This window comes from Paenibacillus vortex V453, from assembly GCF_000193415.1.
GTDB lineage: Bacteria > Bacillota > Bacilli > Paenibacillales > Paenibacillaceae > Paenibacillus_AQ > Paenibacillus_AQ glucanolyticus.
On record NZ_ADHJ01000037.1, the window covers coordinates 42,929 to 64,150 of the forward strand.

The 21,222-nt window shown below is 48.9% G+C and carries 16 protein-coding genes and 3 pseudogenes; 3 read left to right on the forward strand and 16 right to left on the reverse strand.

What is annotated here, in order from left to right; all coding sequences use genetic code 11:
* The first annotated feature begins 6 nt into the window (after window positions 1-6).
* Window positions 7-967 (forward strand): annotated as a pseudogene (locus tag PVOR_RS18155) (DNA-3-methyladenine glycosylase 2).
* A gap of 91 nt (window positions 968-1,058) precedes the next feature.
* Here the strand turns inward: PVOR_RS18155 and PVOR_RS18160 are convergent.
* The 8 genes from PVOR_RS18160 to PVOR_RS18190 form a co-directional block, all read right to left on the reverse strand.
* Window positions 1,059-1,532: a hypothetical protein gene (locus tag PVOR_RS18160; RefSeq protein ID WP_006210894.1), complete on the reverse strand. Its 474-nt coding sequence runs from the start codon at window positions 1,530-1,532 to the stop codon at window positions 1,059-1,061.
* Window positions 1,533-1,764: 232 nt separating this feature from the next.
* On the reverse strand, window positions 1,765-2,811 hold the full coding sequence (locus PVOR_RS18165) for an ATP synthase beta subunit C-terminal domain-containing protein (protein WP_006210895.1): 1,047 nt from the start codon (window positions 2,809-2,811) through the stop codon (window positions 1,765-1,767).
* A gap of 316 nt (window positions 2,812-3,127) precedes the next feature.
* A complete protein-coding gene (locus PVOR_RS32850) occupies window positions 3,128-3,412 on the reverse strand; it encodes a hypothetical protein (protein WP_006210896.1) in 285 nt (94 codons plus the stop codon).
* Window positions 3,400-4,086 (reverse strand): acetamidase/formamidase family protein, encoded by a 687-nt coding sequence (locus PVOR_RS18170; RefSeq protein ID WP_006210897.1) that lies wholly within the window; start codon window positions 4,084-4,086, stop codon window positions 3,400-3,402. The genes PVOR_RS32850 and PVOR_RS18170 overlap by 13 nt, the downstream gene beginning before the upstream one ends.
* A gap of 403 nt (window positions 4,087-4,489) precedes the next feature.
* A complete protein-coding gene (locus PVOR_RS18175; protein ID WP_006210898.1) occupies window positions 4,490-5,008 on the reverse strand; it encodes a hypothetical protein in 519 nt (172 codons plus the stop codon).
* 585 nt (window positions 5,009-5,593) lie between these two features.
* Window positions 5,594-6,394 carry an aminoglycoside phosphotransferase family protein gene (locus tag PVOR_RS18180; RefSeq protein WP_234973017.1) on the reverse strand — a complete coding sequence of 267 codons (801 nt, stop codon included), beginning with the start codon at window positions 6,392-6,394 and terminating at the stop codon, window positions 5,594-5,596.
* A 267-nt stretch (window positions 6,395-6,661) separates the two neighbouring features.
* On the reverse strand, window positions 6,662-7,060 hold the full coding sequence (locus PVOR_RS18185; RefSeq protein ID WP_231888301.1) for a hypothetical protein: 399 nt from the start codon (window positions 7,058-7,060) through the stop codon (window positions 6,662-6,664).
* Between the two features lie 419 nt (window positions 7,061-7,479).
* Window positions 7,480-7,857, reverse strand: coding sequence for a winged helix-turn-helix transcriptional regulator (locus tag PVOR_RS18190; protein WP_006210901.1), 378 nt, complete (start codon window positions 7,855-7,857; stop codon window positions 7,480-7,482).
* A gap of 226 nt (window positions 7,858-8,083) precedes the next feature.
* Here PVOR_RS18190 and PVOR_RS18195 point away from each other — a divergent pair, with 226 nt between their 5' ends.
* Window positions 8,084-9,520, forward strand: a complete 1,437-nt coding sequence (locus PVOR_RS18195; protein ID WP_006210902.1) for a DHA2 family efflux MFS transporter permease subunit — start codon at window positions 8,084-8,086, stop codon at window positions 9,518-9,520.
* A 171-nt stretch (window positions 9,521-9,691) separates the two neighbouring features.
* Complete coding sequence (locus PVOR_RS18200; RefSeq protein WP_234973036.1) at window positions 9,692-12,091, forward strand: family 43 glycosylhydrolase; 2,400 nt, start codon at window positions 9,692-9,694, stop codon at window positions 12,089-12,091.
* Between the two features lie 100 nt (window positions 12,092-12,191).
* On the opposite strand, the gene PVOR_RS32600 is transcribed toward PVOR_RS18200, so the two are convergent.
* From PVOR_RS32600 to PVOR_RS18235, 8 genes and pseudogenes are all read right to left on the reverse strand, one after another.
* Window positions 12,192-12,332 (reverse strand): GntR family transcriptional regulator, encoded by a 141-nt coding sequence (locus PVOR_RS32600; protein WP_006210904.1) that lies wholly within the window; start codon window positions 12,330-12,332, stop codon window positions 12,192-12,194.
* 43 nt (window positions 12,333-12,375) lie between these two features.
* A pseudogene (locus tag PVOR_RS32605) lies at window positions 12,376-12,441 on the reverse strand (hypothetical protein); the annotation flags it as partial.
* Window positions 12,442-12,538: 97 nt separating this feature from the next.
* The gene (locus PVOR_RS18210; protein ID WP_006210905.1) at window positions 12,539-13,504 is read right to left on the reverse strand and encodes a glycoside hydrolase family 43 protein; all 966 of its coding nucleotides are present in this window, start codon (window positions 13,502-13,504) and stop codon (window positions 12,539-12,541) included.
* Between the two features lie 21 nt (window positions 13,505-13,525).
* Window positions 13,526-15,287 (reverse strand): annotated as a pseudogene (locus tag PVOR_RS18215) (glycoside hydrolase family 2 protein).
* A gap of 61 nt (window positions 15,288-15,348) precedes the next feature.
* Window positions 15,349-17,796, reverse strand: coding sequence for a family 43 glycosylhydrolase (locus tag PVOR_RS18220; RefSeq protein WP_052649299.1), 2,448 nt, complete (start codon window positions 17,794-17,796; stop codon window positions 15,349-15,351).
* A gap of 3 nt (window positions 17,797-17,799) precedes the next feature.
* Window positions 17,800-18,639: a carbohydrate ABC transporter permease gene (locus PVOR_RS18225; RefSeq protein WP_006210908.1), complete on the reverse strand. Its 840-nt coding sequence runs from the start codon at window positions 18,637-18,639 to the stop codon at window positions 17,800-17,802.
* A 34-nt stretch (window positions 18,640-18,673) separates the two neighbouring features.
* On the reverse strand, window positions 18,674-19,567 hold the full coding sequence (locus tag PVOR_RS18230) for a carbohydrate ABC transporter permease (protein WP_040680772.1): 894 nt from the start codon (window positions 19,565-19,567) through the stop codon (window positions 18,674-18,676).
* Window positions 19,568-19,666: 99 nt separating this feature from the next.
* Window positions 19,667-21,034: an ABC transporter substrate-binding protein gene (locus PVOR_RS18235; protein ID WP_006210910.1), complete on the reverse strand. Its 1,368-nt coding sequence runs from the start codon at window positions 21,032-21,034 to the stop codon at window positions 19,667-19,669.
* Window positions 21,035-21,222: the final 188 nt, after the last annotated feature.

Consider the following 21,222-nt stretch of genomic DNA (forward strand, 5'->3'; position numbering starts at 1 on the left):
GGGGACATAGCTCAGGAACAAGACACATATGGCCGTTTTCTTCCCCAGGACAGCTGGGAGGATCTTCAGCATTCGTTAAAGCTGCACGTGCCGAAGGAATTCAGTTTTACCGAGAACCTCCATTATTTGCAGAGATCGCCAAACGAATGTCTCTATCATATTCAACATGACGCGATTTACAGAGCGCTTTCTCTCGATTCAGAGACGGCGGTCATTGAAGTTAGCGAGCTGCCTCAAGAACGGGCTATCCTTGTACGGTTTCTGGGTGATACTGCCCCAACGGAATGGAGCAAGCGTGTCGGAAGTGGCGATTTATGTCCGGGACTGGTTTGATCTGAACACCAATCTGGTTCCCTTCTACGCCATGGCACAGAATGACCCTCTGCTCAGTCGAGCCCTTCATTCCTTCTATGGACTGCGCAACATGGGCATCCCCGACCTGTTCGAGGCGCTGTGTTGGGGTATTCTGGGACAGCAGATTAACCTGACTTATGCATATACGTTAAAAAGACGATTCGTCGAGGCTTTTGGCCGCCGCGTGGAATGTGAAGGAGAGATTTACTGGTTGTTTCCCCGGCCCGAGGACATCGCACATCTAAACGTGCAGGACCTGGAGGGGCTCCGTATGACCGTGAAAAAATGCGAGTACCTCATCGGGGTGGCACATCTTATGGCGGAAGGAGAATTGACGAAAAAGCAGCTGCTTGATACGAATAGCTTAGTAGAAGCTGAAAAACAACTTGTAAGCATTCGCGGCATCGGTCCGTGGACGGCCAACTATGTGCTGATGCGCTGCCTCCGGATGCCCGCGGCATTCCCCATCGACGATGTCGGGCTGCACAATGCCATCAAACATCTGCTGGGTTCGGAGAAGAAACCGACAAAGAAGGAGATTCTGGCACTATCGGCAGCATGGGCGAACTGGGAATCCTACGCTACCTTTTACCTCTGGAGGTTTCTCTATTAAATCGCAGATAGAAAAAGGGATATCTCCCACAACTGCGGCGCAGTCTGTAAGGAGACATCCCTTTCTTAGCGATGATTTCTATCTCGAATACCTATTCGATGAAATATAATTTGCCGTCAACCTCAAGCGAGATCGCGGATTGTGCCAGATCGTCCTTCAGCTTTTTTGCATAATCCACCACTTGATTGAGCGAATCCTTTTCGAGTTTTTCGGCAAAAGCGTACACAATCGTAACTTTTTCCTTGATCAGGGTTTTATGGTTGTCCACCCACGCGCCTTCACCCGGAATCGCGGTAGCACCGCCAAACCAACCGGACAGTTTAGTCAAGGTCTGGTCAACAAACTTCTGATGTGCCGCATCTGTAATCGGGATGTCCCCTTTCACGGTGGAAGGGACATAAATTTTCACCACATGATCCAGATGGAATTGATCGTTCAGGGCACTTTGTGTAATGGCAGTAGCCGTCGGGTTTCCCTCTGCACTGAAAGACTGCTGAACCGGCACCACGATAAGCGTTAACAACAACGCTGCAGCGAATGCAATAAGCCAACCTTTTCTCTTCATCTTCATTTCTCCTCTATGTATGGTCTCGTTCTCCCCGCATGAACCGCTGGCTACCTTTCTTGTGCTGGCCGCCAACCGGACGGTGCAAACTAGCACATATTATATAATGGACTTAACCTGTCAGCTATGGGGCATACGGATTATATTATGCGGATTCATGCAAAAAAGCCGATATTCCCGATGTGAAAACTCACAAAATCGACTTTATGCTGAAACAGAGCTTATTCTACCGTTATTTGATCGTACCGATCCAGGATAAACTCTCCACCGATCGATGATCCATACTGCCATTTAGGATAGCCTGAACGTCATCTAGTGTTTCTAGCAGCGATACCCGCTCGCCCTGTAATCTGGTATATGCTTCCGCAACGTAAAAAGGCTGCGTAAGATAGGCTTCCAGCCGTTCTCCACGCTCATATACTTCCGTCTCGGATGCCGGAATGGCTTGCAGGCCTCGCACTTGAACCAGCGAACGCAGCTCACGGTAACGCCTCAGCAGTTTCTGGGCACGCTGCTGAACCGACAGGTGATGCTGATCCAGATGGACTCCTTCCAATACGGAAGATGTGGAGTATAACGGATTTACGGCCGGAAACATATGTCTGGCAGCCAGGTCCGCATCAAAATACCACAGCGTCTCCAGGGGACCGTAAGGCAAATCCTCATCAACAGCTGCACCTTTTAGATCCACAAGAAAAGTCGTGACATTCTCAATGCCTTCTTGTTGAAGACGTTCCTGAAGATCATAGATCTTCCCGGTTAAGACGTGCTCCCGGTCTGCTGCAAATACAATCTCCTTCTCCCTACTTGTATTCGCCACGATTGAATAAGTTTCTTCTATAGAGTTGGCCACCCGCTGCACATCATTAAGCATGTCCTGCAGCTCCGGATATTCACCTTCCGGCTTCAGCAGAATCGTCACATAACCTCCCGCCTTGAAGTGGTGGAACAATTCCCCCAGCAGCACAAGCTGACCCATTCCGGGACGGGCGACTAAACCGACGGTGCCGCCTTTTGCCAGCGGAGCAAATAAATCGAGCGGCTTGATGCCTGTTTCGATCATATCCACCCTTTCCCCGCGCAGGATCAGTTCATCTAAACTGCATTTCGCCAGGGATGCCAGTGCGGCAATGGTGCGGACTTCCGCCCGTCCCACGGGGATTTTTCCCGTGCACAGATTGGAGACCGTAGCAGGCCGCAGTCCAACGGATTTGGCGGCGCTAGTCAGGTTCGGAACCCTTTGTCGTAACAGTGATACATTGAGCTTCAGATTATCCAAGTGCGTACACCCTTTTTAATAGTGGATTGATTTTGTGCTTTTTTCCATAAAAGAATCTGCTGTGCAGACAAACAACCCCTCATCCGGTTCAAAAATGTTGTGATCAAACTGCTCGAATTCCGCGATTTTGGCCTGAGGCAGTGATTGTTTGTATTGTTTCCACTGCATCTAATGAAACCTAGGACTTGGTTTTATGCCACGGATCATAAGAACTGGGCAAGACAATAGCGTCAGATCGTTCCACAGTTCTACTTTTCGTTGATTCCTTCTACAGAGCATGTAAGGCTGAGGGTTTCATCCATCATTAGCCCCCCTCTTACCTTAATGCGCCAAAAGGCAAAAATGCGTGCACGCCCTTGGCCGTATTCACGATTTGAGTTACGCGCAGATCTACTGCCAATGTGGCGTAAGCGTACGCCTCTGTTCGCGTAATGGAGTAGAGTTCCGTCATGAGGTCAAGCATCCCGCTTAGAGCCATCCACATCGCTTCGTCCAGATCCTCATGAAAACCCATCGTTAGCCAACCGGTGCTCGTCTTCGCTCTTGGCATCGTAATCGGCATATCGTCCCGGATATGAAAGGTCAGACTCACCTTCTCCATGGGACATTACCACGGGCAGGCCCGCTGACTTCGCCGTCCCCCTGCACGGCGTGACCATCCCCTGTAGAGAATAATCCGCCATCGACCGGAATCGGCAAATACAGGGTGGAACCGGCGGTTAACTCTTTGCAATCCAGGTTACCTCCATAGGGGCGCGGCATAAAAGTCGTATGCTGGCCTTCTTCTCCTGGCGGCATGCCCATTATACCCATAAAAGGTTTCAGACCCACGCTGTACTTGAAGGTTCCGAATTGACTCCGGCCTATCAAAGTCTTGGCGTCCAATTCAAAATCCAGCATGATTTCTTGAACATCACGCATCCCCAGCTTCTCGTTCCAATAACTTGGAAAACCTCCGGCGGAGGTCCAACCCCATGATCCGGGAATAATCTCGTTGATCTGGATCTCCAATGTGTCACCAGCTTTTGCACCTTCAATATGTACCGGCCCCACCAATGCATGCCCAAACTGTTTCTCCTGCCGCCCCGGCTTACGCTCAGTGAACTTCGTTCTTGGCGCACCTGGCGCAGAGCGCTTCGCAATCCCCCAGGAAGCATCCAACGTTTGATAGAGGACAGTGTCGCCTGACTGAATATACAGAGCCGGTTCCAGCTCTTTGCTGAAAAATCCATGAAGCGAGTGAATATCCGGTTTTAGCCTATGAACGTTCGACATCGGTTCTTCTCCCTTCACACCCATGATCAGAATAGCGCCGCACCTAGGCAGGCTATACCCTGTTACGTTATAAAGTATTTTATATTACTCTAAAAGTCAATATATATTTACTCTTAGAAGTAATTATAATTACGCATTAAGATGTGTGTTTAGTTGATGCTAGCTATCGACATTCAAATCTGGATACAAAAAAGTCCCCAGCCTCCATCTTATAGACTGGACGGGTGGGAACTTCAGTTATACTTAGACGGCATGTATTACCGTTTGTTATGCTGTGGTTTGCTCGGAGCCTTGTAGGCTCGTAACTTCAATTTCACAGATTCGAAGATCAGGAAGATTCATGGATTCTGAGATCCCTTGAAAAATAGTTCCATCGATTCATGAGTCTTATGAGTTCATTGTATCATTCATCCAGCAGCATGCCGCGTTCATCGTAAAACTTATAGTCCCTGAAGGTGTACGATTGATCTTCGGACGGAGGTAATTCAATATAAGTCACATCTGCACGGTTAGGGACGAATGTTTGCTCCAACAACTCCCCATTAATGCGTACTTGCATTTTGGCGACTTGATTATCGTGATGGGTTACAACCATCCATTTTTGAACCCCTTCCTTGGGATTATTCAGCATGAACAACCCGACAGGATCATGCGCTGCCTCTATATGTTTCCATTCATAGTTCCCTTTGGAATTTCGAGCAAACTCAATATACCCCGGCCTTTGGTCGGACAGGAATCCTACCACCCTGCTGTCATGGAAATCGGATATATCCAGAATCTCGATTTGCCTGTTTTCGTATCCCTCAATCGACTGAATTACTTTTTGGATGGACCCCTCATCGTTTCCATACAGCTTCTTGTCGTTACTAAGATAATAAGCTGATAGAACAACAATACCAATAACCAAAACCAAGCCAATCATTACATTTTGTCTTCTCAAAATTATAGTCACGCCCCAGTACGAAAGGATGTTGTAATTGAAATCTCGGGGTCACGTAGAGAGAATCCCATTACGAACACACGAACCAAGCGACCCAATTAAGGTCATATGACTGAAATACCCACATGAACTCACTCTCCAGAACCCCCACATGAATATACTTTAATTGTACTCTAACGTATTATAGTCATTTTAGGTATCCAACCGAGCATGCAAGCCATGCAACAAAAAACTCCAATCAGCCCATACCAATGGCATAACGGACTCCACGGACGTTATTTACATTAATTCGCGCCGTTTGCAAATGTAACGGACCGAGCAGACGCTATACCATAAGTATTTGCCCATTTTCCCTATTTTGTACCGAATAAGGCGGCTGAGGTCCGTTATCTTGTTCAAATGTTCCTTTTGGAGCAAATAGCGTCTCCTGTGTCCGTTAAAGTGCAAAAAACGTTCGATCACGCGACCTCTCGTTCACAGGTATTTAGGGGTCCATCTTAGAGTAACTTGCCATGCAAGTATTGGTTTGTTGTTACAATGGACTTGAGCCTTGAGATTGTATCATGCCTAACTCGGCAGATTATTCGCCCTAAACAACAGAATGCCTCGCAAACACGCGATGGCTTCGAATAGCTCCAGCTCATCCTCCCCGTATCGGCCCTCGGCACAAAATGCAGCACGGTAGAAAGAGGCCCGCTTCTCACTTACATAAATCCACATCAAGATAATGGACCAGGCTATGTCATATCTAGGGTCACCTATTTGGACGTTAGTCCAATCGATCACGGTCAGCTTGCCTTCTGACTCAAGAATATTGCCCAGATGGTAATCCCCATGAATCATGCACACTGGCTTCAAGTCTGCTCGCTGAACCAGCTTCACTAATAAATCCTGGATATCGGGGTGCTGATCCACTTGCGGATAAAAATAATCAATGAAGTCGTAGCTTGGTAACGCCGAACCAGTCAGACGATCAAGCGGGAACTTATGCACATCATTCAAATTCTTCGCAAGCTTCTTAAGTTTGGGCTGATCCACTTTATCTATGGGTGTCCCATCGTAACTGGTTAGCAGGACTTGATGGCCATTCACCTCATAACCCCAGCCGACAGGTTTCGAAACCGCACTTCCATGCGTGTGTAAGGCATTTAAGATTTCATATTGGAATTGCACATTAGGCTGAGACTCTTTATTCCAAACCTTTAAGACAAAATCAGACTCGGGTGAGCTGATTTTCATAACCTCAGCCTCCAACCCGGAATCCAGGGGAGTTACGCTTAGTGTGGTATCATCTTCCAGCAATAACACCATTCGGTCGCTTTTCTCCACCCAGTTTATTTCACGCGCTTGGAAATCTATCCTGCTCACTGCCTTTCGCGGGGATGGTTGCACGCACTAACACACCAGCTTCCCATATCATTTTATAATCGCTTCATCGCTAACTTGGTCAGATATTCCCTTCTATTTCTGGCAATTTACTCACCTTGCCTTGCCATGTAGATGCATGCAGCCGTTATTACCTCCGTAATTTATAATCCTCCGTGTTTCCCACGATCCTCAGCCTAAAGCAAGTACCCTCTTCTGTTCGTTGTTAGTATACCATCATATTTACGGCATCCATTTCTTCACGCACCTTCATAGCTGCAGCGATTCAATCGTTGTAAAGATTCGGGAATAGACATCCTGGATATTGGACTCATTGCGTACATCGTTGTATAACCCATATTCCCAGTAATGAGATTCCTCGCCATAGTAACCCGTGGCATAAGCGTAAGCTGAAAGATCAGGAACATCGGCATACGATAACTCCTCAATTGTAAAGGGGACGTGTGATTTCTTAGACTCGATATAGAAAAAAGGGATGTCCGAATGGTGATAGACTTTTGCATATTGTGGATTGGAAGCCTCCACTAGAAACTCTTTCGTAATGAAAATAGCGTCAAGGTCAGACGATAACCCCTCCTCTAATTGTTTGAACGTGACTTCCTCAAAATCTATATTCTCTTCCCTTATGTTCGGAGTTTCTCCAATCAAACCAATAACTAGGCTCCTACCCTCATAGGGTGGACCCTCATAAGGTGGAGTATCAACGCTATCGACGTTAGATTTACAGACCATTAACATCAAACATATACAGAATAGGACCATGGCATTTTTCATCATTATGGAAAGCTCCTTCGGGTGATATAGGATAAATTCGCTCACCAGACTTAACGGTTATCTCTTATGGCAATTTGGGCTCGGCTTTCACATCCGGCACCTTAATGACCTTGTAGGTATTGATCGCTTTCTTCAGTTCCCTTGTGCTTCACCGCCTGCAAAGACTCAGCGACTTTTCCAATAACTCCATATTATGTGTATTTCTCCACTTCGTAAATACTTATCTTCGCTATGGCCAAGTATCCGTACAACACAAAAACCGCGATATACGCGGTTTCTGCGATCTCTGTTTGCTATTTCTCGGATAAGGAACTCGCCTTTCCTAATGAAGTTCGATGCTCCCTCCTGGATGCTCCCCAATCATGTATCACATTGAGAACGTCTTCAAATTCTCTTCCCTGCTCCGTTAAGGAATACTCAACCGTAACCGGCATGGTTGGCATGACTTGCCGTTGAATGATTCCGTTCTGTTCCAAATGTCTCAGAATCACCGTCAACGATTGCGTACTGATGTTGCCCAAATTCCGGCGTAAGCGGTTAAACCGCTGAGGACCGTCATGCAGTTCTCCAATCACGTGGACGGCCCGTTTCACGGCAACTATTTTCAAAACCTCGCCAATAACCTCCGTGCATACTTCATATTCTTCGTTATGTTCTGAATGCTCGCTCAAACCATCACCCGCCCTAACCTAAAGTAAGTTGGTCTATAATAAATGATCTTATCAATAAATATTGCCTACTGTTCTTGTTGGTTTAGAGTCATTATAATTTGGCACATAGCTGTTGATCAAGGTGCATTCTTGAATCGACACTCTGAATCGCGCGATTCTCTTCGAATAGCCATATATCCGGAAATGTGGTTATGCACAACAATATACAGTACGAGGAGACGATGAAATGTCGACCACGATTAAAGAAATCCGCGCGCCCTTATTCGCCATCATCATTGGCATGTTTATGGTCCTACTGAATATGACCGCCATGAATGTGGCGATTCCGAAACTAATGAACACCTTTCAAAGCCCACTATCTTTAATGCAATGGGCAACCACGGGTTATATACTGGCCGAGGCGGCCATTATTCCGGTAGCCGGCTGGCTGGCTGACCGCTTTGGCGGCAGGCGCATGTTCATTCTGGCAATCTCCATCTTTACAATCTGCTCTATTCTTTGCGCACTCTCAATTAACGCTGAGCAATTTATACTGTTTCGCATACTTCAAGGTTTAGGTGGAGGCATTGTCATGCCGATTGGTTATGCCATCGTCTTTCGGATCAGTCCTCCGGACAAGATTGGCACGGTGATGGGTTCATACCTGGGCGTTCCCATACTTATTGCGCCAGCCATCGGGCCCGTGTTTGCCGGGTGGTTGGTGGATTACGTAAGCTGGCCTTATCTATTCTGGGTGAATGTGCCTGTAGGCATCTTAGGAATATGCCTCGGGCTGCGATATCTGCCTAAGTTGGAGAGTCAGGTTCAAGCCAAGCTGGATAAACTCGGCATGATTTTCGGCCCCCTTGCTTTTGCAGCCCTCATCTACGGCGTGCACCAAGGGGGCGATGCCGGATGGGACTCCATGCAGACCATCATTGGCCTTGCAGTTGGCGTAGTGGCGCTTCTGCTATTTATTCTGGTTGAACTTCGCTCAAGCGAGCCGCTCCTCGAGCTGCGTGTATTCCGTTCGTGGTCTTTTACAAGCGCCATGTTGATTCTTTGGCTAACGGCCGTTACGTTTTATGGAAACTTCTTTCTCATTCCGGTTTACCTCCAGCAGGTGAAGGGATTTAATGCATTTGATACAGGGCTCCTCATGATTCCACAGGCCATTGCCTGCATCGTTCTCATGCAGATTGGCGGTAGGCTCTTTGACCGGATGAGCGTAAAGCCGCTGGTTATTATCGGTACGGCACTTCTGGGGCTAGGGGCCTTCCTGCTCTCTAGAGTTTCTTCGGGGAGCGGAATGGGAATGTTAATTGTCGCTATGACCTTAGCAGGCTCCGGCCATGCATTGTATGGCATGTCTTTGAATGCATTTGTTATGAAATCTGCACCGCAAGCGCTGATCAACCGCGTTACGTCCTTGAACAATGCTTCACAGCAAGTGATGGGCTCGTTTGCGGTGGCTGCCTTCTCAACCTTGTTGACAGCTCGTGTATCAGCTTCATCTCGTGCAATACCGCAAGTTGAAATCTGGGCAGATGCGTTCTCGTTCACCTACCTTGTTGTAACGGCAGTGTCCATTGTTGGTGTTGTCATGGGGTTATTGATCTGTAAACCAACCGCTCTAACGGATGAAGCCATTGATCAACCAGATGCACGAGGCTTGGACTCCTGATTTTATAGTTGATTAGGTATAACGGGATTGCATCTGTTCTGCTATACTACGTTCAATGTAAACGTTTCCCATATTAAAGGAACGGAGGTGAACTTCATACAGTCCATCGTTTGATTTCCGAGTTCTCAGCCATATATTCTTCTGATTGGAGCTGATCAAACATTGAAATTCGTGAAACTGCTGCTTGGGATGGCTGCGCTCGCAACTGCGTTCCTGTTCCCGGTACAGGCTTTTGCCTACAGTAATCCATTTCATTTAACGGATTCCTGGCGTTGGAACAATAACGATTTCTACGGTGAGGGCGACCCTTACATCCTCAAATTCAACGGAACATATTATCTGTATGTCAGTACGGTTGACCACCAGTCCGGCATCAAAGTGTGGTCTTCCCCCGATCTTGTCAATTGGGCCTACCGCGGTCTATGCGCAACAGATCCGATTACCAAAGCCGCTTATGCTCCTGAGGTATTCTATCATGTGGACGGAAATTTCTATATGTACACATCACCGGGAGGAGGAGGGCATTATGTGCTGAAAAGCGACAGTCCCCTCGGTCCGTTCGTTCCGGTTACTGGCAATGTGGGCATGGGGATTGACGGTTCTGTTTTCGTTGACGACAACGGACAGTGGACCTTTTATGCAACCGGGTCCAATCAGATCATGGCCTGGCCAATGAACAGCCCTACTTCCTTTGGTTCTGCGGTGTCGACCGGTCTCAGCATGAACGGCTGGACTGAGGGTCCTACCGTCCTTAAGCGCAATAACAAGTATTTCATGACCTATACCGGCAATCATGTATGGAGTACGGCATACCGGGTCGATTATGCTGTCAGCAACAACGCAACCCACGCATTCGTGCCCGCGTCCGGCCAGAATCCCGTTCTCCTTGAAACGGAAGGCCATCATGTCGGCCTTGGGCACAACTCCCTTGTGCGCGGACCTGATCTGGATTCGGACTATATGGTTTATCACAGCCATGCGCATGAAGGAAATTCGGTTTATCCGGGACGAAGGATGAATCTGGATCGAATCGTGTGGAACGGGGACCGAATGCTTGTGCTCGGACCGACGTCATCGGAGCAAACCAATCCGGAGCTGCCGTTGTTTGCAGATCGCTTTAACCGGACAACGATCGGAAACCAATGGATCAATGTTGGAGGAGGCACTTGGGGGATCTATAATCAGGAACTCATGTGGCAAGATACCATCGGCAATGCTTCTTGGTACCGTCAAGTAACGGCCAATGCTACGGAAGCCGATTATACGGCCGAGTTCCATACCAAACAGATGAAGCAAGGCTCTGGCAATACGCCTGTGTACGGCGTCGTATTTTCATATCAGGATGAATCCAACTACGGAACGGCCGTCCTGAACCGAAGCTTAAACCGGCTCGAAACCGACTTTGTCATTGGCGGCGTGAGTCAGGGATGGGAATATGCTTCCTTACCTTCGGGTTTCAATTATACGAAATGGCATCAAATCCGTGTGGAGAAAAAGGATTCCAGCTTCTCCATCTTTGTTGATGGCATGAAAAAGCAGACCCGGAACATCACCGGTCTGGCCGGAGGCAAGATCGGGTATGCCACGTCGAATGTCCATGCCGATTTCGGCTATGCTGCCTTTAGCAACAAAGTCGGTGGCAACAGTGCATGGAATACCTATAAGCCCGTTGACGGCACCATCGAAGCCGTTCATTACATGCAGGGCGGCGAAGGAACAGCATACCATGATCTCAGTCAAGGGAACACGGGCGGCGCTTACCGGAATGAACATGTTGATATTCGATCTTCGGCGTCTGAAGGGAAATATGTCATCGGCTGGAACCAGCCGGGCGAATGGCTCAAATATCGTGTCAACGTTGCGGAGACCGGGTATTATGATCTGAGTCTGCGGGCAGCAACGACGTTCCCCAATGCGCAGTTCCGTCTCTGGAATGGAGCCGAAGATCTTACCGGGCCCGTTCCTGTCCCCAGCACGGGAGATTGGGAGAACTGGCGGTTAACCAGCGGCAAGCGTATATATTTGACTGCCGGCCATCATGAATTGCGGCTTGAAACGGTCAGCGGGGAATACGATTTAAGCTCGCTCACCTTCTCGCGCGCGGACGCAGTCACCTCCATCAACGATGATTTCAATGACGGCAACGACAATGGATGGACTCGCTACGAGGGCGACTGGTCGGTTGTTAACGGAGAGTATGCAGGAACAGGGGCAGGCTCCTTTGGCAAAACGGTAATCGGCAGCAGCCTCTGGAGTGATTATTCGGTTGAGGCGGATATCAGGCGGCTGACATCAACGGGAGACGCGGGAATTGTTGTCCGTGTCAACAATCCGGCGAGCGGCAAGGCCTTTGTTAACAACCCGGATTATCTGCAGGGTTACTATGCTCATATCACTGCCCAGGGTGTGCATCTTGGCAAAATGAATTACGGTTACCAAGCGCTCGACTTTGCAGCCATGAGCCTGCCCGCCGATAGCTGGCATCATCTGAAGGTTGTCACTAGCGGAACCCATATTAAAATTTATGTAAATCATGGTGTATCTCCTGTTATCGACTATACCGATACCTAGCATGAATCCATTTACCCACGGCAAAGTCGGACTCCGTGTAATGAACAGCAATGCCCGTTTTGATAATGTTAAGGTAAATCCTTAAGGCTTAAGGGTAAGGTCATCCATCAAGCGAGAAATCCCAAAGCGGAGATACGCCTGCCACGAAGGTCCCTTTTCCCTTTATGCGGGTAACTACGCCATCCTCGGCCAGACCAGCGAGCGCATTCCTGGTCGTGATGACACTGACATGAAACCGCATGGCCTAGTTCTTTCTCGGACGGGATGCGGTCGCCCGGACGCAGATTGCCCTGCTGGATCTGTTCTCTGATTTTATATTGTATTTGCTGGTATAAAGGAAGCTCCTTCACGATAGATCATCCTCTCCTCAACATACTTAAATGAACACATGAGATTTTAAAACCCCGGCCAGGCTCCAATGCCTGGCCGGGATCATGTTTAGCTGTTTTACTCTCCGGAAGGCAGGGGAAGCAAGCTATGCTCAGATATTGGAAGCCCAAAATCGGGCAAGCCATCCTCTTTCCAGCCGAAGCGTTGAATCCGCGTACTGCGTGGACCGCCAGCCGAACGCTGCTGCTCGGCTTCCGAGTAAGAATACGCATGGTAGACGATCCAATCTTCCGAACCGTCCGGTGAGACGGTGAAGCTGTTATGTCCGGGGGCGTACACGCCCTGAGCGGGATTCTTCGCAAACACTGGCCCTGCATGCTTGGTCCAGGCTGAAGCATCAAGCACATCATTCGTCTCCGAAATCGTAATCATCCCAAGACTATAATCATCGGACCAGGTCGCGCTTGCCGAGAATACGAGGAACAAGCGCCCATTCCGCTTCAAGAACACCGGTCCTTCGTTAATCGCCATCCCGCCTTGCTTCTCCCATGCTTCCGTAGGCGCCGATAGAAGCACATTCGGCCCCGTTAAGGTCCAGGGATTAACCATGCGGACCGCATAAATGGCCGAACCGTAGTCCGGGAAAAAACCGTATCCGGAATAGAAAAAATACAGCTCTCCCTTGTGCTGGAGCACGGTTCCATCCAATCCCGGATGCTCCGTGTTTATCACACCTCGAAATATCCACTCATCGTTCACCGGATCGTCGCCTATGAGCTCCAGAACGCATATTCTTCGTGTATCATCGCCGCCCCCATCGTTGGCCGTGTAATAGATGTACCATCGATCCTCAATGTAGTGAAGCTCCGGTGCCCATAAATGATAGGAATACGGCCCGTCCTGTTCGGGGGTCCATATCGTTGTCGGGTTTGCCGCAGCTAACCCGGTCATGGTATGGCTCCGCCAAAGGGCGATCCGGTCACCTAACGTCACCGTCAAATAATAATATCCATCCGTATGTTTGATGATCCAAGGGTCGGCACCATTAGGGAGTATCGGGTTCCTGAACGTTTGTTGAGTCAATTTGTTTTCCTCCTTCCAAACTTAAGAAAGATTGATCTCGCGAATGATATCCAGCGGAAACTTCGGTTTGCGCTCCTCTGTCAATAAACCGTTCATCTCTTGCTGCACGTCCGTTAGCTGTGTGTAACAATATCCTACAATATATTCCGTATCCTTGATCGCTTGGTGAATGCTGCGGAACCTCGAGAGGAATTCCTCCTCTGATGACTCCTGCTTGCCATAACCCCAGCCGGATTCCGATTGAAAGGCAATGCCCCCGAATTCGCTAACGATAATGGGCTGTCCTCCGTAATGGTATCCCTCTGCGTAAGCATACTTCCACTGGTTGAACGATCGTTCGTTATTCACGATCACATCTTTATCCGCATAACGCTTCTTGAATTGTTCCCCGGACTCAATATAATCGTGAAGTGTCAAAATATCGGACACGGTGTGCTCCCAGCCGTCATTCGTGATCACCGGACGGTTCGGATCGAATGACTTCGTCAAATGATAAATGGATTCGGTAAATTTCTGCTGCCTGCGGTCCTTGGCAATTTGCGCGATTCCCCACGATTCATTAAACGGAACCCAGGTAATAATGCTGGGGTGGTTATATTGCTGACGGACGATTTCCATCCATTCGTTGGTGAATTTCTGGATGGCATTGTCATTGAATTCAAAGGCAGCCGCCATCTCCGACCAGACAAGCAGCCCCTTTACATCACACCAGTACAAGAACCGGGCATCCTCTACTTTCATATGTTTGCGGACACCGTTATACCCCATTTCCAGAATTGCATCGATATCCTCAATGATGGCTTCCTCGGATGGCGGAGTGAGATGACTGTCAGACCAATAACCTTGGTCCAGCACGAGTCTTTGATAGATCGGAACGTTATTAAGCAGGACTCTGCCCTTCTCAATCGATATCTTCCTCATGCCGAAATAGGAATAGACGTGGTCGAGCTTCTCCTCCCCTTGATGCAGTATAAATTCAACATCGTATAAATTCGGATGAGCCGGAGACCACAGGCAGTGCTTCCACGGACCGTTGGCCTCGTGAACCAGATCGACGTCCAATTGGAGCCACGGACGATCAATCGTCAAACTCACTTTCTTAACTTGCTTCCCTTTCAAGCTGATAATCGTCTCCAGTCTGGTCTCCTTCGTCGTGAAATCACCCTTCACCTGGTATTCGAAACGCACGGAGCGCGTATCCATATTCGGTGTTATTTTGACAGAATCGACATGGACCGGTTCTACAACTTCCAGCCAGACCGACTGCCAAATCCCGGTTGTCTGGACGTAAAAACACTCGAAATTATGCTCAACCCACCTCTGCTTGCCTCGTGGCTGGGTTGCATCCATGCTGTCCTCCGCTTTCACCGTTAATTGATTGGCAGCACCAAAGGATATGTACGGGGTAATATCAAATGAAAATGCCGAGTATCCCCCTTGATGACTGCCAACGTAGGTACCGTTAATCCAGATTTTCGCCAAGTAATCTACTCCTTGAAAATGCAGGAGAACTCGCTTGCCCTCATCCTCCTGAGGGATATCAAGCGTTCGGTTATACCATATGAATGGATGGTGCTCCTCTCTGCCGATCCCGCTGGCCTTCGTCTCATAAGTAAAGGGCACCGTGATCTTCAATTCACCGACCAAAATCATCCTGCCACCGATCACGCTCACCTGTATTGTCATCGTCAAACCCGAAACTCCACTCCCCGTTCAGATTAACCCAATGTTCTCTCACGAATTGAGGTCGCGGATAATCTTTGCTATACATTTTTGTTGTCATGTTGTCTCCTGCTCCTTTGTCGCACGTTGGCTTGTGCTATGTTTATGTTGTTGGTATGCAGTTACTGCATTTCGATCGGTTCAACCGTTAGCGGCGAGAAGGTCCATCCCTTCGAGGAGGTACGTAGACCGACACGGCCGTTCAGGAAGGCGTTGGGGTCCAGCCAGCTCACAATCGGATCTTCACCGCCGTTGGCGTACACATGTATTGCGGCTCCTTCAAGTCTTACTTTAATCTCTGCTGGCTGATGTTCCTCCAGCTCAAGGAAGCCCGAAGCCATCTCCTCATTCACTTCATAGCTGATCCGCTTTAAGATCACCCTTCCATTACGAAAAGACAGCTCATAACCCATGAAGGAGTCCCTGACCTGGTCCGGAAAATCCGATTCGTTGGATGTTCTTAACAGCACGGACGCCTCCCCTGACGCTTCTTCAGTTGCGGTTAACTGAAAGCTCACTTCGTAATTGCTCCATCGCGGGTCCCCGCCGAACAACTTGCCCTCTTGGCCTTCCGACAGAAGCTCGGCCTGACCGTTTGCAAGGTTCCAGCTGCCGTATACGTCGGTGAATTCGACGTCATGACGTGGCGCTACTGGGGAAATTAAGCTGGACTCGATATAACGTATCGAGACATCTCCCTTTTTCCTCGTTAACGATAGCCATTGAGGCCCCTTACGCAGTTGAACCGACCCCAGGGGAATCTTCGTCCATTCGGAATCTTCGGAGAACCATGAAGGATCCAGCAGGATTTCCTTTCGTTCTCCCCCGGCATCTAGGACAAGCCTTGCACCGGCCGAAGCGTTCGATACCATCGCAGATAACAGATAACTGCCGTCTTCTTTTACATATACCGGAAACGTTAGTCCCTTGTGATCTTGAAGCACGGTTACCGCATAACTTCCGTCCGGTGTTTCCTTGTCACTGATTGCGTATTCGTTACGCTCAACTGAATCTTGGACACCATGTATGGCCTCCATCGTACCAGGCACCTGCTTCAGCACATCTTGGTCGCTGCTGCCGTTCGCTTCGTTTGAAAAGGCGGTATATCGCAGTTCCGGCTTCAGCGCGGGTGACCAGCTATATCCGATCCGTCCTGCCGTACCCTTCATTTCCTTATCGCTCAACAGAAGGATCCCATCCCAATAAACTCGGGTTCCATGGTCCCCTGATTCGATGCGCAGCGCGTGATGCTTGGTCATATCCATTCCGTTAGGGAGACTGACGGATTGAGTTATAACTTCTTGTCCCCCAGCTCTTTCAAACATTGACATGGACATATCCTTGCCATCCACGCGGATGCCTCGGTAATGATCTCCATCCTCATAGGAAAACAAAGCCTCGAAATCCGCATCTTCCGAACCGGCAGGGACGTTCTCATCCGTGAGCACAGCATTGAACTCGGCCGTAAACCTGTTGTCCGTGCTTAGGCTGCTGATCCATGCTGCTGATCCATTTACAAGCTTCTGATGTTCCCAGTGCTCGCCTTGCGGCTCCGGTCCTCCGAGCACATCATGAAAGACCGGAAGTGCTGGTGCTTGCACCGGTATCCCATGCGTAGGTCCTGCAACCGACATTTTGTCTCCATTAAAAATCAATCGGTCCATGTTTAACATCCGTACCGGCGGGCCTTCCGCCGAACGCCCCGCAAGATTGTGGTACACAATGTAGTAGGAATCCATGTCAGGTCCTAATACGGTTGCGCTGTGCCCCAGCCCGTTAAACTCATCGTTAGTCGAGATGATGATGGGGTTATTCTCCGGAATTGAGTAGATTCCGTTAGGCGAATCATGGGCAACCGCATAATTGACGCGGTATCCGCGGCTGAACACATGATTGCCTGTATACGTCATGTAATACCGGTCTTGACGCTTGATGATCATGGAGCCTTCCGTCCAGTGGCCTAAAGACGTATTCAGTTTAGAGCCAACGTCGATGGAATACGGGTCCTTCATGGTGCTTGCCATGATGCCGCCTGATGCGGCATAAGTGAAATACCACTTGGCATCATCGTCTATGAACACCGAGCCATCGATGCTCAGTCCCAAATTATCGGTTTCTATTTGGAATGGACCCGTCGGATTGTCGCTTCGCAGAACATAATGTCCCTTGCCACCAGGCGAGGTGTACATGTAGAATGATCCGTTCCAGTAGACTACCTCCGGTGCATAAGCTCCCTCGGTAAGCGGCTCTTCTGTAACAAGTCCTTCGTATTGCCAGCTCACAAGATCCTCGGAGCTCCATGCCTTAATGCCGACACGCCAGTCCTTTGTACTGCAATATAGATAATATCTTCCATTGAAACGCAGTACATAAGGGTCACCTATTCCATAATCCTCCCATTCCTGATCCAGCTTCATCGGGTTCAGATAGGTATGTTCCATTGTTATCTCCCCTCCGTATGCCTGCTTACCCTTGGTCGCATCCTGTATAACTGCAAGCGTAACGGCCACAGCCGCAACCGATGCCAACGAAATCCCTAACAGCCTCCACGGTTTCCGAAATCGTGTCATCGGTTATCCCTTAATGCCCGTAATGGCCAAGGATTCAATGAAGTAGCGCTGAGCCATGAAGAATACAATAACGACTGGCAGCAATGCCACGATGGAGGCAGCCATGAGCGACGGATAATTGGAGGTCGAGATGTAATTGGACTGCATACTTGCGATTAACACCTGAATAGTCTGCCTTTCCGGTGTGTGCAGATAAATCAAGGGGCCCATAAAATCGTTCCATATCCCCATAAATCCAAGGGCGGCCTGTGCAGCAATCGCCGGTTTCACGATGGGAAGCGCGACGGTCGTAAATGTCCGGAAATATCCGCAGCCATCTATTTTCGCCGCATCGATGAGGTCCGTCGGAATAGAGCCTTGCATAAATTGACGAAAGAAGAAGATCGTCACAATATTCCCGAAGAGACCAGGCACGATGAGCGGAAGCAGCGTATCCACCCACCCAAGCTCAGAGAAACCGATATATTGGGGGATCATGACCACGGAATATGGAATCATCATCGTGCCAAGCAGGGCCATGAAGATCCCTTCTTTGAAGGGAAAATCAAACTTGGAAAAGGCATAAGCCGCCATGGCTGCCACAAACAGACCTATTGTCAGTACCGTCACCACCACGATGGCACTGTTCATAAAACCATACAGGAGCGGGGCTTTGGCCCAGACATCCTTGTAATTCAGCCATGTCAGCGGATCGGGAATCCACTGCGGCGGTATATCAAAAACATGCTGCTGGCTCTTCAATGACGTTGACAACGTCCAGACTAGCGGTCCAAGCATGATGAAAGACCCCGCAAGCAGCAGGATATAGATCATCGAATGGATCAAACGGCGTTGTTTAACCATAATATCTAATTCCTCCTATATAAATGGCATGCGTCTATTCTTGGTAAACCCACCGCTTGGAGAAGCGGAACTGGAACAGCGTGATGATAAAAATGAGAATACCCAGCACCCATGCCACCGCGCTTGCGTAACCCATATTGAAATATTTAAAGGCTTCCTGGAAGATGTAATACACGATGGTCGCTCCGCTGTATTCAGGCCCTCCATCTGCTGCCAGAATGTACATCTGGCTGAAGGATTGGAAGGTGCCTATGATGCCCATCACAACGACATAGAAGTGAATCGGCGACAGCAGCGGAAGCGTAATATGCTTGAATTGGTGCCAGCGTGAAGCCCCATCAACCTGAGCCGCTTCATAATAACTTGAGGGTATCCCTTGCAATCCTGCAAGATACAGCACCATAGTGCCGCCAACGCCGCCCCATAAACCCATCAGGATGAATGACGGTTTTACCCAGTTCGGGTCTCCGAGCCAGTTCGGACCCTGCACCCCGAATACATTCCAGATAAACTCATTGATAATGCCGTAATCGTAATTAAGAAGCCACTGCCAGAGTAATGAAACGGCAATAATAGGGGATATCACCGGAATGTAATAAATGGTACGAAAGAATGAAATACCCTTTAGCGGCCGATTCATCATGATCGCCAGGATCAGAGCTATGATCATGCCGAGCGGAATACCGAGCAGCAGATAGAACGTGTTATAAAGCGACTTGTAGAATTTCTCGTCCGCAAACATGTACTGAAAATTGTCCGTACCCGTGAACTCGGCGGGCGTGAACATATCCCATGACATGAAGCTTAATCCAAACGATGTCAGAAGCGGTGCCAAGCCGAATATCAAGAAACCCAATATCGGCGGTGTGACAAACAGCAGTGACCATATGATTTCTTTGCGCCGATATCCCGGGGTTGTATTCTTCATCAATTTTTCCTCCCTGGCTGCAGCGGGAAAAAGCAAAGACGCTGCAAGCCGGGTTCCCCCGTCGTCTTCGCCTCTCCACCGCAGCATGTGCTGCCCTGCCTACTTATTGCTTTCGTCGTAAAGCTTCTGCAGCTTCGGCTGCTCCTCTTTGACAAATTCAGCTGCGGATTTCTTGCCTGTCCACACTTGACTGGCATCCTGCCAGAACGTATCCAGCCATTTGGTGTTTTTGGAGGTAACTTCAACTGGCGGACGTCCATAATCTTCAATGATATCGAGGAATACCTGACGAGTCTGCGGGGCCTTCTCCAAGTCCAGGAATTCGCCCTTTGCCATATCCATCAAATTCGGAACCGCCTGACCCAGCATGTAATTTTCTTTTTGCGATTCCGGATCCAGGCTTAAGTACGCTGCCAGGGCAAATGAATCTTCAGGATACTCCGTTTTCTTTGATACAACGAATCCAAGCGAGCCCAGCCACGTTGCGGTTTTGCCCGTATTTGGACTTGCCGGCCATGCGGCGATATCCCACTCAAACGGCAGATCCCAGAAACCAGGCTGATCCCACGGACCCATTGGGAACATCGCCACTTTACCGGCAACGAAGCGAGCATAGGCGTTCTGGGCCTTCTCATCGTCCGGTGACGGACTGACTTTATGTACCAGGCTCAAATCGGCTACAAATTGCATCGCTTCTGCGAATTCAGGCGTATCAATTGTAATCTTGCCGGTAGCGGGATCGAGCCAGTCGGCTCCATTGGCCCACACCGCGGATTCGGTGGAATAGCCCGCAACACCGAACGTATCGATCTTTCCGCGCTCATTCACAACGGTGATGGCTTTTGCATCTGCGACCATGTCATCCCATGTGTATTCGCCAGCCTTGGCGCTAGGGTATGGAAGGCCCGCTTTATCAAACAACGCTTTATTGTAAGCAAATGCCCACGGACCTACGTCTTTAGGCAATCCGAACAAATCTCCGGAACCCACATTGCTTCCATCGTAACGATAACGATCGAGTCCCTGCTTCCACACGTTGTCGGGGTTCACGTCGCTGCTGGAGTTAAGCTGGGATTCCAGATTTAACAGAACATCACTGGAGACCAGCTTATTGAAGTGGGCTCCTCCGGCATAAAAAACATCCGGTGTCTTGTTCGCCGCAATCAATGTATCCAGCTTCTGATAATATTCCGCAGGCGGAACGACGGTATATTTCACTTTCTTGTTCGGATTCTTTTTCATATAGGAGTCAATCAGCTTCTGGAATACGGCTTTCTCGGTATCGCCTCCCCATCCCATGAATTCAATCTGGGATTTTGCGTTTTCACTCGTTTCTCCCGTCCCACCATCCGATTTCGGGTCCTCTGGTGCAGCGGTATTATTGCTGGAACCACAACCTGATAGTACAAGCATGAAACTTAACACCATTGTCAATGAAAGCTGAACCCACTTTCCTTTCCAAACCATAATGGATGCTTCCCCCTTCGATTGATTTGTTGATAAACAAACTACTGCTCAAAACAGCGCTTCCATGAGTACATCTGGAGCCATGAACTAGTTTTCTCTGCCCATGTTCCCAACTCTTCAATACTCATTCGTTTGTTTTATTACAATTAATTTGTTTATAAACAGAATAATATATGGTTATTAAATGT